The organism is Pseudomonas sp. W3I7 (genome assembly GCF_030816095.1).
GTDB lineage: Bacteria > Pseudomonadota > Gammaproteobacteria > Pseudomonadales > Pseudomonadaceae > Aquipseudomonas > Aquipseudomonas salomonii.
This window is the reverse complement of record NZ_JAUSXP010000001.1, coordinates 6,316,012-6,330,226: the sequence shown is the minus strand read 5'-3', so window position 1 is coordinate 6,330,226 and position 14,215 is coordinate 6,316,012. Positions and strand designations below refer to the sequence as shown.

At 59.1% G+C, this 14,215-nt stretch carries 7 protein-coding genes; 2 read left to right on the top strand and 5 right to left on the bottom strand.

Features of this window, described 5'->3' with window-relative positions; genetic code table 11:
* The first annotated feature begins 116 nt into the window (after positions 1-116).
* Together QF043_RS28910 and pbpC are read left to right on the top strand one after the other, a co-directional pair.
* Positions 117-5,933 (top strand): alpha-2-macroglobulin, encoded by a 5,817-nt coding sequence (locus QF043_RS28910; protein ID WP_307421103.1) that lies wholly within the window; start codon positions 117-119, stop codon positions 5,931-5,933.
* Positions 5,914-8,223 carry a penicillin-binding protein 1C gene (pbpC, locus tag QF043_RS28905; RefSeq protein WP_307421102.1) on the top strand — a complete coding sequence of 770 codons (2,310 nt, stop codon included), beginning with the start codon at positions 5,914-5,916 and terminating at the stop codon, positions 8,221-8,223. Before QF043_RS28910 ends, pbpC begins: the two co-directional genes overlap by 20 nt.
* A gap of 298 nt (positions 8,224-8,521) precedes the next feature.
* Here the strand turns inward: pbpC and QF043_RS28900 are convergent, their stop codons facing one another.
* From QF043_RS28900 to QF043_RS28880, 5 genes are all read right to left on the bottom strand, one after another.
* The gene (locus QF043_RS28900; protein ID WP_307421101.1) at positions 8,522-9,688 is read right to left on the bottom strand and encodes a hypothetical protein; all 1,167 of its coding nucleotides are present in this window, start codon (positions 9,686-9,688) and stop codon (positions 8,522-8,524) included.
* Positions 9,685-10,266, bottom strand: a complete 582-nt coding sequence (locus QF043_RS28895) for a LemA family protein (protein ID WP_064454818.1) — start codon at positions 10,264-10,266, stop codon at positions 9,685-9,687. The genes QF043_RS28900 and QF043_RS28895 overlap by 4 nt, the downstream gene beginning before the upstream one ends.
* Positions 10,267-10,374: 108 nt before the next feature.
* Positions 10,375-10,911: a hypothetical protein gene (locus QF043_RS28890; RefSeq protein WP_307421577.1), complete on the bottom strand. Its 537-nt coding sequence runs from the start codon at positions 10,909-10,911 to the stop codon at positions 10,375-10,377.
* 504 nt (positions 10,912-11,415) lie between these two features.
* Entirely contained in the window at positions 11,416-11,823 is a 408-nt protein-coding gene (locus tag QF043_RS28885) for a hypothetical protein (protein ID WP_307421100.1), read from the bottom strand.
* Positions 11,824-13,773: 1,950 nt separating this feature from the next.
* Entirely contained in the window at positions 13,774-14,043 is a 270-nt protein-coding gene (locus QF043_RS28880) for a hypothetical protein (RefSeq protein WP_307421099.1), read from the bottom strand.
* Positions 14,044-14,215: the final 172 nt, after the last annotated feature.

Genomic DNA, 14,215 nt, shown 5'->3' with positions numbered 1-14,215 from the left:
GTTTTGCGGTACGCCTCACCTTTGTGCAACACGCCTGAGCACGCAGACCACTTCACGTCATCTTTTGTATCAAAGACGCGTGTAAGATAGGCCGCACTTTGCCAGGGATGCTCACCATGTTCGACTCGTTGAAAGCGATCAGCCGCCGGATTATCGGCGCTTTACTGACTGTGGTGAGTGCCATCTTTGGCCAATGGCAGCCCCCAGCCTGGCTGCGAGCCACCGGCCGTGGCGTGGGGACCCTGGGCCAGAAGGCCCGCGCCTATCCGCGCCAGGCGGGTGCCGGGTTCTTGGGCCTGGTGTTGCTGGCCGCCGCTGGTTTTTATGGCTGGCACTGGTATTCGAATTTGCCGCAGCCCCACACCGTGGGTTATTCGCTGCACAAGCCGAACCTGACCGATTACACCCAGCAGCCTCCGGTTGTGGATAACTTGCAGGTGCGCTTTGCCGAGTCCGTGGCTCCGCTGGCGGCCATTGGCAAGCCGGTCACAGAAGGCATTACCCTTAAACCCGCTGTAGCCGGTGCCTGGCGCTGGTCCGACGACCGCACGTTAGTGTTCGTGCCGGAAAAAGACTGGCCTGTGGATGCCCATTACACGCTCGACCTGGCCAAGAAACAGCTGCTGGCTGACGGCGTGCTGCTGAGCCAATACAGCAGCCAGTTCTCGACCCAACCGTTCCGCGCCACCCTGGCGCAAAACGAGCTGTACCAGGACCCGTCCAACCCAACGCTGAAACAGCTGGTGGCGACTTTCCATTTTTCCCACCCGGTGGATGAAGACAACCTGCGCAAGCGCGTCTCGGTGACCCTCGGCAAAGGCCTGGCCTACCGCGACGCCCAACTGCCCAACCGTCCGGAAATCACCTTCGACGACCTCAAGCTCAATGCTTACGTGCGCTCCGCCGCCCTGGCCACGCCACTGGAAAGCACGCCGGTCAGCGCCAAGCTCGATGAGGGCATCAAGGCCCGTGACGGCGGCAATGCCAGCACCGCGCCACTGGTGGCGGAAGTCACCGTGCCCGGCCGTTATCGCCTGACGTTTACCGCTGCCGAGGTCAGCTTTGTCGACAACGAGCGCGGCGAACCGGAGCCGGTATTGATGTTCAGCAGTTCCAGCGCCGTGGCCGATGACACCATCGCCGGCAAGGTCCAGGCCTGGTTGCTGCCGGCCAAGGCCGAAGACGACACGCGCCCTTACACCAGCAACGATATCGATGACGCGATGCTCGCGCGCAGTACCAAGGTCAGCCTGACCCACGTGCCCAGCGTCGAGCCGCTGAACACCCTGCACGCGTTCAAGTTCAAGGCCCCGGCCGGCCGTGCGCTGTACGTGCGCGTGCCCGCCAACCTGGAAGCCATTGGCGGTTATCTGGCGAAAAACCCTACCGCCTCGCTGATCAGCATGCCGGCGTATCCACGCACTCTGCAGTTCCTGTCGGACGGTGCGCTGCTGAGCCTCAACGGCGAAAAACGCCTGGGCTTCATGGCCCGGGGCGTGCCCGGCGCCCATGTGGAAATCGCCCGCCTGCTGCCCAACCAGTTGCAGCATTTGGTCGACCAAAGCAGCGGCAGCTTCGCCCGGCCGAATTTCGGCAATGAATACTTCGACCGCATGGTCGAGCGTCAGTCACTGGATATTGCCCTGTCGTCCAATGACCCGGCGAAAACCGTCTACGACAACGTGGATCTGAGCCACTACCTCACCGCCAACGGCGGCCGTCGCGGCATTTTCGTGCTCAAGCTGAGCCCGCAGGATGACCCGGCCGAGCGCACGTTCGAGTACGAACGCAACAGCACCAGCGACCTGCGTTTTATCGTGGTCACCGACCTTGGCATCATCGCCAAGCGCTCCAGCGACGGCAGCCACGATGTGTTTGTGCAATCCATTGGCAACGGCTCGCCAGTGGCTGATGCACAAGTGGACATCATGGGTCGCAACGGTCTGCCGGTCGCCAGCGGCCGCACCGATGCCGAAGGCCACGCGCATTTCGCCAAGCTGGACGAACTGCGCCGTGAGAAAACGCCGCTGATGTACGTAGTCACACGCGGCAATGACCAGTCGTTCCTGCCGATTGCCCGTCAGTCCCAGCAGTTGGACTTTTCACGCTTCGATGTAGGTGGTTTGGAAGAAGACGGCGCGATTAATCGCCTCAGCGCTTACATGTTCACCGACCGTGGCCTGTACCGCCCGGGCGAGACTGCGCACCTGGGCATGATCGTGCGCAGCGGCGACTGGAAAGGCGCCTTGCAAGGCCTGCCGGTTGAACTGCAAATCACCGACCCACGCGGCCTGGAAGTGATCCGCCAGCCGCTCAAACTGTCTACCAGCGGCTTTGAAACCTTTGATTTCCCCAGCAGTGAAGTCGCCCCCGCCGGTGAGTACACCGCGACGTTGCAGCTGATTGGCCAGAAAAACACCCGCACCGACCTGGGCAGTGTCAGCTTCAAGGTTCGCGACTTCGAGCCGGACCGCATGAAGGTCAGCCTGAGCCTGCGCGACACGCCGGTGTTGGGCTGGATCCCGCCGGACCAAGTAGTGGCCAAAGTCACCGCGATGCACCTGTTCGGCGCGCCGGCAGCCGGCCGGCGCGTCACGGCGAAGATGTCCCTGAGCCCGACGCTCGCGGCCTTTGACCGTTACCCTGATTACCGCTTCCGCCTCAACGATTCCCTGGAAGAAGCCAGCACCGAAGACCTGGCCGAAACCACCGTCGACGACAACGGCCAGGCCGTGCTCGACCTCAACCTGCAACGCTTCGCCAGCAGCACCTATCGCCTGCAGGTGATGACCCAAGTGTTCGAGGCCGAAGGTGGCCGCAACGTGGCGGCGCAAAGTGCGCTGCTGGTGTCGTCCGCGCCTTATCTGGTCGGTGTGAAAAGTCAGGATTCGCTGTCGTACGTCGCCAAGGACGCCCCGCGCCAGGTGCAATGGCTTGCCGTCGCGCCGGACCTCACGCCGATGGCCGTGGATGGCCTGACCAGTGAAGTGGTCGAACACCGTTATGTGTCGGTGCTGGTGAAACAGTCCAACGGCACCTACAAGTACGAGTCGCGCATCAAGAACATCAGCCAGCCGGCCTCACCGCTGACGATGACCAAGGACGGCGCCAAGCAGACCCTGAACACCGGCACGCCGGGTGATTTCACCCTGCAAGTCAAAGACGCCAACGGCCGTCTGCTCAACCAGATCGACTACAGCGTGGCCGGGCGCGGCAACACCTCGCGCTCGCTGGAGCGCAACGCCGAACTGCAACTGCGCCTGGATAAACGCAGCTACGCCACGGGCGATGAAATTGCGATCAGCATCCGCGCGCCGTACACCGGTGCCGGCTTGATCACCATCGAGCGAGACAAGGTTTACACCCAACAGTGGTTTAAGGCCGACAGCACCAACAGCGTGCAACATATCCGCGTGCCTGCAGGCCTTGAGGGCAATGCCTACGTCAACGTGCAGTTTGTGCGCGACATGGGTTCGCCTGAGGTTTATATGAGCCCGCTGTCCTACGGCGTGGTGCCGTTCAGCATCAACCTGGATGCGCGGCGCATGGCGCTCAAGGTTGAAGGCCCGGAGAAGATTGAGCCGGGGCAGACCCTGGATATCAAGGTCACCGCCGACCGCCCAGGCCGCGCGGTGGTTTACGCGGTGGACGAAGGCATCCTGCAAGTGGCGCGTTACCAGACGCCCGACCCGTTGGGCTTCTTCTTCCAGAAACGCGCATTGGAGGTCGGCACCAGTCAGATTCTTGACCTGATCCTGCCGGAATTCAGCCGCCTGCTCAGTGGGGCAGCGCCGGGTGGTGACACCGAAGGCGCGCTGGCCAACCACCTCAATCCGTTCAAGCGTAAACACCAGCCGCCCGTGGCCTGGTGGTCCGGGCTGGTCGACCTGCCCGCCGGTGAAACCGTGCTGCTTTACCAGGTGCCGGACAGCTTCAACGGCAAGCTGCACCTGTTTGCGGTGGCAGTGGACAGTGACAGCGTGGGTGTCAGCGAGGCCAATACCGAAGTGCGCGGGCCGATTGTAATTACGCCAAACGTGCCGGCCTTTGTGGCGCCGGGGGATGTGTTCAATGTAAGCGCCGGGGTGTTCAGTAACCTCGACGCGGCAGCGGACGTGAAGTTTGAAGTGCAGACCAGCGACGGCCTCAACGTGCAGGGCGATAAAGGCAGCACCCTGTCGCTGCAACCGCGCAAGGAAGGCACTGCCGAGTTCAAGATCAAGGTGGGTGAAACCCTCGGCTCGGCTGACCTGCGTTTTGTCGCGGTACTGCCAAACGGCAAACGTATCCAGGTGGCGGAAACCACGTCGATCCGCCCACTGAGCGAGCATCGCGTGGCCTTGAGCCTGGGCCGTTTCGACAGCGCCAGCAAAGAGCTGAAACCGACGCGTGAGCTGTTCAGCCAACTGCGCGATGTGCAACTGGGCGTGGCCGCCTCGCCGCTGGTTTGGGCCAACGGCCTCAAGCATTACCTGGATGACTATGGCTACGCCTGCACCGAGCAATTGGTGTCCAAGGCCATGCCGGCGTTGATCTGGGGCGGTACGGCGCCAGAAGCCGAACAAGCCTTCAGCGGCGCGGTGCGCATGCTGCGCCAGCGCCAGAACTCGGCCGGTGGCTTTGGTTTGTGGGCGGCCAACCCGGATGTGGCGCCGTATGCCAGCCTGTACGCCACCGACTTCCTGATCGAAGCCAAGGAACGCGGGCTGCCGGTGCCGGAAGACCTGCTGGCGCGCTCCAACGCCTACCTGACGGACCTGGCCAATGGCCCGAGCGAAGGTCTGTCGGAATTGCGCAACCGTTCCTACGCCAGTTACCTCTTGAGCCGTCAGGGGATTCTGGTGAGTGGCGCCTTGAGCGATATCCGTGAGCGCTACGAGAGCTACTTCAAAGACACCTGGCAGAACGACCTGGGCGCCGCTTACCTGGCGGCCAGTTACAAGCTGCTCAAGCAGGATCGTCAGGCCGATACCTTGTTCCGCAAAATCCCGTGGCGTTCGCTGGTGGATAAATGGGAGAGCGATGGCCTGTATTACGACCCGCTGGTACACGACGCCGAGCACTTGCACCTGCTGGCGCGCCACTTCCCCGAGTTGCTTGACGATGTACCGACGGCGCTGCTGGATAAACTCGGCAAGCGCCTGAACGAACAGCGTTACAACTCGTTGTCGGCCGCCCTGTTGCTGCGCGCCCTGGACAATTATGGCCAGCGCGCCCAAAGCGACATGACCCTCAAGGCCACCGCCTGGCTGGGCGACAAGCAACAGCAACTGCTGGAGATGGCCGGCCAGCCACCGCGCGCCGCCGTGCCGGGTAAAACGCAGAAGCTGGTGATGGAAAAAACCGACGGCCCGGCTGCTTTCTACATGCTCAGCGAAGCTGGTTTCGACAAGGGTGCCAAGCTCAAGCCGATCAACAATGGCCTGGAAATCATCCACGAATACCTCGACCTCAAAGGCGAGCCGGTGAGCAAAGTCGCGGTGGGCGATGAGTTCCTGGTGCGCCTGCGCCTGCGCGCCACCGACAGCGACCAAGTGCAGCAAGTGGCCGTGGTCGACTTGCTGCCCGGTGGCGTCGAGCCCGTGTATAACTTGCCGCCGGAGCCGGAAGCCGCCGCCAGCAACGAAGAAAGTGAAAGTGAAGGCGACGATTCCGAGTATGTGGAAACCGCCGACGGTGATGAAGCCGACACCTGGCAAGCGCCGATCGGCGAAACCGAGCTGAGCAACTGGCAGCCGGACTACGTGGACGTGCGCGATGATCGGGTGGTGTTGTACGGCACCGCGCTGCGTGATGTAGGCACTTTCGTGTACCGCGTGCGCGCCACCAATGCAGGGACGTTCAATACGCCACCGGCCTACGCCGAAGGCATGTACGAAACCACCCTGCAAGGGCGCGGCAAAGTAGGCCAGCTTGAAATTACCAAGCCTTAAACGCCTGACGCCGCTGCTTGCAGCGGCGGTACTCTTTACAGGCACGCTGGCGGGGCTGCGATGGTGGCCCCATGCCCCACTGGAACAGGCCGTCACCTCGTCCCGCGTGGTGTTGGCCGACGATGGCGCGTTGCTGCGCATGACCCTGGCAGAGGATGGGCAATATCGCCTGTGGCTGCCACTGGAACGCATGTCGCCGTCACTGGTCGAGGCCTTGCTGCTCAAGGAAGACCGCAATTTCTACTGGCACCCGGGCATCAACCCCCCGGCGTTGCTGCGCGCGGCCATGGCCACCTACAGCGGCGGCCAGCGTCAGGGCGGCTCAACCTTGAGCATGCAGCTGGCGCGGCGGTTGTGGGACCTCAACACCCGCCAAGTGCCGGGCAAATTGCAGCAGATGGCCCTGGCGCTGTGGCTGGAAGCGCGCTACAGCAAGCACGATATCCTTGAGGCTTACCTGAACCTGGCGCCCATGGGCGGCAATATCGAAGGCGCCGAAGCGGCCAGCCGGATTTACTTTGGCAAGTCGGCGGCGCAGTTGTCGTTGTCCGAAGCGCTGGCGCTGGCAGTGATCCCGCAGCAACCGGGGCGGCGCGCACGCTTCGGGCCATCGCTGCAACATGCGCGGCTGCGCTTGATGGCCGACTGGCGCGAAACTTATCCACAGGACCCGCGCAACGACAGTTTGCTCGACTTGCCCCTGGAAGCGCGCAACCGTCAGCAGATCCCGTTTCTGGCGCCGCACTTAAGCGAACAATTGCTGGCATCCCAGCCCGGCAACGAGTTGAACACCACCCTCAACCTGCCTTTGCAGCAACTGCTCGAACGCCTGATCACCGGTTTTATTGCCGAGCGGCGCAGTACCGGTGTGGAAAACGCCACGGCCATCCTTGTGGACAGCCGCGACCAGAGCGTCAAGGCGCTGGTGGGTTCGGCGGATTACTTATCCACAAGCATCCACGGGCAGGTCAATGGCGTGTTGTCACGGCGCTCGCCGGGGTCGACGCTCAAGCCGTTTCTGTATGGGCTGGCACTGGATCAGGGGGTTATCCACCCCATGAGTATCCTCAAGGATTTGCCCAGTAACTTCGGCTACTTCCAACCGGAAAATTTCGACGGCAGTTTTGTCGGGCCGCTGACGGCGCGGGACGCGTTGATCCGTAGTCGCAATATTCCGGCGGTGTGGCTCGCCAGCCAAGTGCAGTCGCCCTCGTTGTACGGCTTGCTGCAACGTGCCGGTATCAAAGGCTTGCGTGGGGAACGTCACTACGGCTTGGCCCTGGCCTTGGGCGGCGGCGAGATGACGCCGGAGGAACTGGCGCGCCTGTATGTGATGCTGGCGGGTGACGGGCATTTGCGGCCTTTGCGTTATTTGCAGGAACAGCCGCAAACCACCGGTGCGCAACTGCTTACGCCCCAAGCGGCGTTTATGGTGCGCGACATGCTGCGCCGCAACCCGCGCCCGGATGGCCTGCCCGGCCGCCACTGGCGCACCGCGTGGAAAACCGGCACGTCGTGGGGCTTTCATGATGCCTGGAGCGCAGGCCTGGTCGGACCGTATGTGCTGGTGGTGTGGGTGGGCAACTTTGACGGGCGGCCGAACCCGACGTTTATCGGCGCCAAAACCGCCGCGCCGCTGTTCTTCCGCATCGCCGACGCCCTGCCCCTGGCCTTGCCCAATGTGGTGATCAAGCCCGACAAGCCGCCCGCCGGGCTGGTGCGCATCGACGTGTGCGCGGCGTCCGGCGAGTTGCCCAACCGCTGGTGCCCGCAAACCCGCAAGACCTGGTACATCCCCGGCGTGTCACCGATTCGCGTGTCCAACCTGCACCGCCCGGTGCTGATCGATACGCGCACCGGCAAGGCCGCGTGCCCGCCGTTTGACCCGCAATACACCCGCGAAGAAGTCTTCGAATTCTGGCCCAGCGATGTGCAGCGCCTTTATCGCGCCGCCGGTCTGCCCCGGCGCACACCGCCCAACGTGATGAAAAATTGCCAGCCCAACCGCATCAGCGACCAAAGCGAAGCGCCGCAGATTCGCTCGCCGCTGACCCAGGTGAGCTACCAACTGCGCCTGTCCCAGCCGCAGGAAAGTATCCCGCTCAATGCCAACGCGGCCAGCGACGCGACCACGCTGTACTGGTTTGCCGACCAGACCCTGATCGGCCAGGGCCCGCCGCAAAGCACCTTGAACTGGCGGCCGGGCAAGTCGGGCGAGTATCGGTTGCGGGTCAGCGATGATCAGGGGCGCAGTGCTAGCCGCGGGCTGAAAGTGGAGTTTGTGCCCTGATCACAGATCCCCTGTGGGAGCGGGCGAGCCCTAATGCCAGTCAGTTAAGACATTGCCGGTAACTGTGGCGAGGGAGCTTGCTCCCGTTGGACTGCGTAGCAGTCCCATGCTTTTAAAGCAAAGAGCAGGGACCGCTTCGCGCTGGAGCGCCAGCCCGGCCCAGCGGGAGCAAGCTCCCTCGCCACAGGTCGCTGGTTGTCAGTTCTAGCTTTTAACTGACTGGCATTAGGGCAAGCCCGCTCCCACTGGGATCTTTGCTGCTTTGAGGGTTGTGGTCTTGCCTCTTCAATCGCGCTGATCAGGCGTCTTCGTCGCCGAAGCTGGCTTTGCCCACGCGCTTGGCGTAATGGTTATACGCCGCACCGAGCTTCCTCTGCTCGAAGATCGAGAACACCAGGGTGCCCAGCAGGATCAGCATCCACACCAGAAACAACTTCATCGTATCCACATGGGCAACGAACAGCAGCAAGGTCACAACGCCGCCAATCACCATGCCCAAGCCCATCCATGCCCCCAGTACGCGCCCCACGGCCAGGCGAATACCTTTGGGCAAGACCAGCCGCGTGGCCATCATGACGACGATAAGGGCCAGAAAGAATCCAAACGCGGCCATGAACGGAATCTGAAAGCCGCCCTCGCGGTACAGCCAGGCGAGCAGCTGATAAAACGGACTCTGTTCGGCCATCTGTGGATAAGTCTCGGGGCCGGGCAAATGCAGTTGGGCAAAATGCGCAGGTGTCATGGCCATGACGCCCACACCGAGCAGCCCAACCACTGCGCCATAAAAACCACCGGCGCGCCATAACGGCGCCAGCACTCGGCGGTTTTCCACATCCTCAGTCAGCACTACGCCGAACACCGCCTTCGGGTGTTTGCCCTGTGAAATAACCGTTTGGCCTTCACGCTCACCGGCGTCGCCAATCAGCATCACGTCCAGGTCCTGGACTAACAGGATTTCACCCTGGCGGCGGGAACTGCCCAGCAGCTCATACTCGACAGGCGATTTATTGCCAAACAGGTCAATCCCTTCAGCAATCACGCGGACCTCACCGCTGGCGTCCTGCAGCCGGAAGTCATGACAGCGCGCCTCACCCAACACCCGGCTCCAACTCCAATCGCCGTCCTTGTCTTTGGTCCCCTCTTCGACAATCAGCACGTAACCCACGCACGGCTTACCGTTGACCGGCGACAGCATGGTCTGGTCGGCGACCACCTTGCCGCGCACTTCCACCACGCCCATGGCCAACGAGCGAATCTGACTGGTGGCCAGGCGCTGCTCGGTTTTGTAGAAACTGGGGCCAAAGCTGACCAGCAAACCGACCAGAATACCCACGGGGAAAAACAGCGCGATCAGGATGTTTGGCGCGTAAACCATCAAGGCGATAAAGCCGGCGAGGAGCACCAGCGCCAGCGCGGTTTTCCACTTTGGCTTTTTCACCACAACGCCCGCCTGGGTGGTTTTCATGCCCCCGGCACCTCAAGCTTCACGCCTTCGTAGCGGGTTTCTTCGGCGCTGATGGCCAACAGTGGAATGCGCTGATAGCTGAGCATCCGTGCAAAGAACAGGTCGGGGAACACCGCAATGGCGATGTTGTAGAGGTTCACCGACTCATTGAAGAACTCACGCCGGTCAGCAATGCGCTCCTCCACGGCCGAGATAGCCTGTTGCAACTCGACCATGTTCGGCCCCGAAATCAGCGCCGGATAACTCTCCGCCACCGCAATCACCGATTTGAGCGCCGCGTTGAGCTGGTTGGAGGCATCGACCTTATCGTTGAGACTGCTGGCGTTCAGGTATTGAGTGCGCGCATCGCTCAAACGCGTGAACAGCGCGTTCTCATGGTTCATGGCGGTCTGCACCACGCGCATCAGGTCGGGGATCTGATCGGCCCGTTGCTTGAGCAGCACGTCGATGTTGGCGAAGGCTTTATCCACATCGTTGCGCCGCATCACCAGGCCGTTGTAGACGCCGACCATCCAGCCGACCAGGCCGACGACAATGATCAGCACGACGATACCGGCGATAAGCAGTTCTATGTTCATGGTGAAGGCGTTCCCTGGCTGAGTTATCCACAGGGAGGCATTCTAGGGCTAAAGCGCAGTGAGGCGCCCGGACTTAGCGCACAGAACCGACAAGCGCGTCGTTCAAGGTTAGAAACGTCTGTGCAAATCAGGAAAGATCAACTGTGCAAACCACACAGGCAGTCCCGGAAAAATCGACCGTGATTTTGCTGAGGAGGCTTCTACTACCCCCAAATCAATGAGTTTTCTGAGTTGTTCACTGGCAACCCGGTCGTGCAGGCCGGAAAACGTCTTGAAGTCGGCTCGAAGAATCTCGCCTTGGGTCAGCAAGATATGGATCGCCTTGGCCATTTCTTGCTTCACGCCTGCCTGGATAAATCGCGGCTCAAGCCCGACGACCCGTTCCAGCCGGTGGCGCAAGGACACAAGGTCCATGGCTTGCTCGACATAGTCCATTTGATCGATGCAAATCTGCAGCATGAATTCCACAAAGCCAAACAAACCCGCCTGGGTGAGTTGACCCCGACCATCCAGATCGCCTCGGCGACGCTGATCCGCTGCGCGCAGATGGGCATAGTATTCATCCTGCTTACGCGCCAACCCTCTGGACAGTGACCACAGTGGGGAAGCAAGCCCAAGCCGCATCAGTTGCAGGTGGGTCATCATGCGTACAACCCGCCCATTACCATCTTCAAAGGGATGCACGAAAGCAAGGCGATGATGATAAGCGAGCGAGCCAAGAATCCTGAACACCAATTTGACTTTCGGCGAGAGCTCGCAGCTCCTTTGGGTCACGCCTGGGCACGCGAGCCGACAACGTGACCGGCTCCGTAAACTGGCCCTCGATCAGGTTGCTGTAATAGCTACTGGTGACCCGCATCAAACCGCCTATGCGGTCGGCCGTTTGCCTGGGCAAAAGCCCTGTCAGCTTTCCAGCGCGAAAGCCGAGGGACTCTGCCGTACGCACTACCGACGCAGGAAACCCCGGGGAGGGCCAAATAGGCTCAAGCCAATGGTTTCCAGAGATAAATTCCTGCGCTATTTCGGCTACCTTCTTCCGATTTAATTTCCGATATTTTTCTTCACAATAATCAATATTAGCTGGGCTTATCCCCGTTTTAACACCCATATTTAGATTTGTTTTTCCGATATTTTTTCCTGCTTTTTAATCTAGGAAAAATCTACATTTAATGCCATACGTATTTCCTCATCCGGTACGAGTTGGATATAGCTGGATTTCCCGCCGCCGGTCGCACCCGACAGCCAGCCCCATTCGAAGCCCAGCGTAGTACGCCCGACATCGTCAGTGCCGACAGTGCCACGGGACCAGCCGGCAAGGATCTCTCCTTGCGTGGTCAGGCACTGGTACAGAAGCTCGATCGAATTTGGGCCTGTCACGCGCCCGACTTGCTGACCCAGGTGGATTCGGCCGCCTTGGTAAGTGCCGGTAATAGCGTCACCCTCTACCAGGTAGTGAAATACCGTATCGGAGCCGGAAAGCCCGTGGGTGTTGTTTGCGACAGCGAACCTGCGATTGTTCAAACGCTCGCTGATCGTTGAAAAGGAAGGTTGCTTCAAAACCGATTCCTTTCGTAGGAAGGGTGCATTTCGACTGCAAACTGGAGACCCCATGATCCTACTGAATAAAGTCTGTCGGATCGAGCCCAGCAATTACAGGCGCTAGCCGGTGGGCTAATCAGAAATAAAGTCTGTCGCAGCGCCATTTTTTGAGATTTTGAAGCCAGACCTACTAAATAAAGTCTGTCGTTAACATGCAGGCTATTGATTAGAAAGGCTTTTCAAAAAAAGCCAGCAAATGTTCCGAGCGCAAGCACAATGGCGCTACGGCGACCCAGAATGCCTTGCACCGTTATGTGCCTAATGAAGAGTCTAATAACAAGCCATCCGACTACTCTTTTGGCCGATGTGAGCCTGTCATGACGGGCGGCAGTCGGCCCAAAGCGGTCTCTCAGTTTCGTTGCGAATCGGAGGCAACTTAGTCACCGGTAGAGTTGAAAAATTGTCCGCAGCGAGCCTGTATGGTATTTAAAAACCCTAGGTATTTTAACTCTCGGATTATGCAGCAATGATGATATCCGATATGTTGTTATAGCGCTCATAGAACGGATAATGAACGTCGGCTAAGGATGAAATTACATGCTATGCATTCATCCTCTACAAGCTCCAATGACAAAAGCTACCATTAAAGTAGCTTCTGCCAGCGACAACCTATTTTTTTGAGGACTTGCTAGGTTTCAAGTCGGGTTTGTTTCCCGGCGTGTCTTTGTTATCACGGCGACGCTGATCAAGTTCACCGGTTGACTTAGCAATTGGCTTTGGGCCTGGTTTAAGCGCCATAACATTTCCCCTTGATTTTAATATTATTTTTGGTTTTTGCAGAATCATCTTATAGGTACTGATGAATACTTTCAATAGAAATAAGACGCTTGATTTTAGCTATGTAAAAAATTGAATTAGCTATGGCAGCTACACTTAATATCTAAAGGTAGACCAGTTTGTTGATTTACGCCCATTGGTGCGACGTTACAGTTAGCACAGCACGCCCAGAGTCATTCGAGCATCGCCTCGGGCGAGGTGGGCGCCGACCTCCGGCCCCGAATTCGCTGGCGGCCTCGGTCAGCATGATCCAGCGCGATTGCAAGCCCTGGCGCCCTTCTACACATTCACCATCCCATGATGGCATACAGCAGTATTGCTCAGGCGGTAGTCAGTTGGGAGGGATAGTTCGTGGCGCTGGCCGGTCAGCGACAATAGGCGCTGATCTAAAGAGATGCTGTAAGCCACGACCATTCACCCCGCGACGATAGCCGCATATTTCTCAGCCACCTCTGCCCCGGTCAATGAGGTAGCCATCATGTCGTCGGTGATACCTATGAATCCATGTGAAATCATGCACAGTTTGAGACAACCAGACCAAGGCCTCCTGGCGTGGGTGTAGGCAGGCCCTACCTGATGTTCACGGAAAGTCATAATAATTAAAGGGGCTATAGTGGTGTGAGGGCAAATGGGGGTCAGGTATGTACTCGTCCACTGCGAAATTTCGCTGTCAAGCCGCTAGCACCCCGAGATTTAAGGACTGCTTCTGGCCGACAGCTGTCGGTAGCAAGTCTCCTACTTCGGCCAGCATGTTCGCTATGAGTCAAGCCATCAGTTCTTGCGACATCATGTTTTACGCTAATCCGAGTCCGTAAATCATGGTCGCAAGACTGGTCACAGGTCTTTACTTAACCAGAATGCGCATTGCTTCGTTAAGAGAGCGTAATGCCAAGAACATTGCTTTCGGTAATGGCCCTAGGCCTTTCAGCATTTCATCTACGGTAGGCTCCCGACGGGACGCGGCCTTGATGATCTCACGAAGCTGACTAACGTTGGGATCGACGGATATTTCTTCGTCTAACGCTTGAACTTTCTCGGCACTCTCGGACGCGGCACTTAAGGCTGCTCTTAGATGATCGTTTTTCTCTAACTCTTCAATGACTTGACGCTCGTGATGCGAGTACTGCTCCTTTAAAAAAGTGCAAGGCTAGCCTTCTTGACGAGAAGCTCCATCTCTTTCTTTTTGATTGCAAGCCCGTCGATTTCTTGTTCGGTTTGGGCGCGAGTAGATTGAAGTTTTTCAAGCTGCTCAGCGGTTGCGGCCATAGATTTTAGAGCCTCAATCTCAGCGCCCTTGAAATCCGATTGAGTTATAGCCGGACGCGTCAGGGCTAAGAGCCCCGCAACTGACGCGAATCCTCCCACGATTCCAGCATAGGCAAAATAGTCATCCCTAGTCACGACTCCGAATCTGGTAGCAATCCACCCTCCAATAAAGTAAGCGATGCATGCGAGTATGATAGCTGCGTAAGCTTTTCTCAAAATAATTCCCCACAGATTTTTGGCGGTACTCTACACCTCGCAGCGGCTGGAGACCTAGGCCCCGTACGAGATGCACCCAAACTCGCCCATG

What these genes read in the sequence shown, in the direction of transcription:
- QF043_RS28910 (WP_307421103.1), top strand. Translation starts at nt 117, where the DNA reads ATGTTCGACTCGTTGAAAGCGATCAGCCGCCGGATTATCGGCGCTTTA.
- QF043_RS28900 (WP_307421101.1), bottom strand. Translation starts at nt 9,688, where the DNA reads ATGAAAACCACCCAGGCGGGCGTTGTGGTGAAAAAGCCAAAGTGGAAA.
- QF043_RS28895 (WP_064454818.1), bottom strand. Translation starts at nt 10,266, where the DNA reads ATGAACATAGAACTGCTTATCGCCGGTATCGTCGTGCTGATCATTGTC.
- QF043_RS28890 (WP_307421577.1), bottom strand. Translation starts at nt 10,911, where the DNA reads ATGATGACCCACCTGCAACTGATGCGGCTTGGGCTTGCTTCCCCACTG.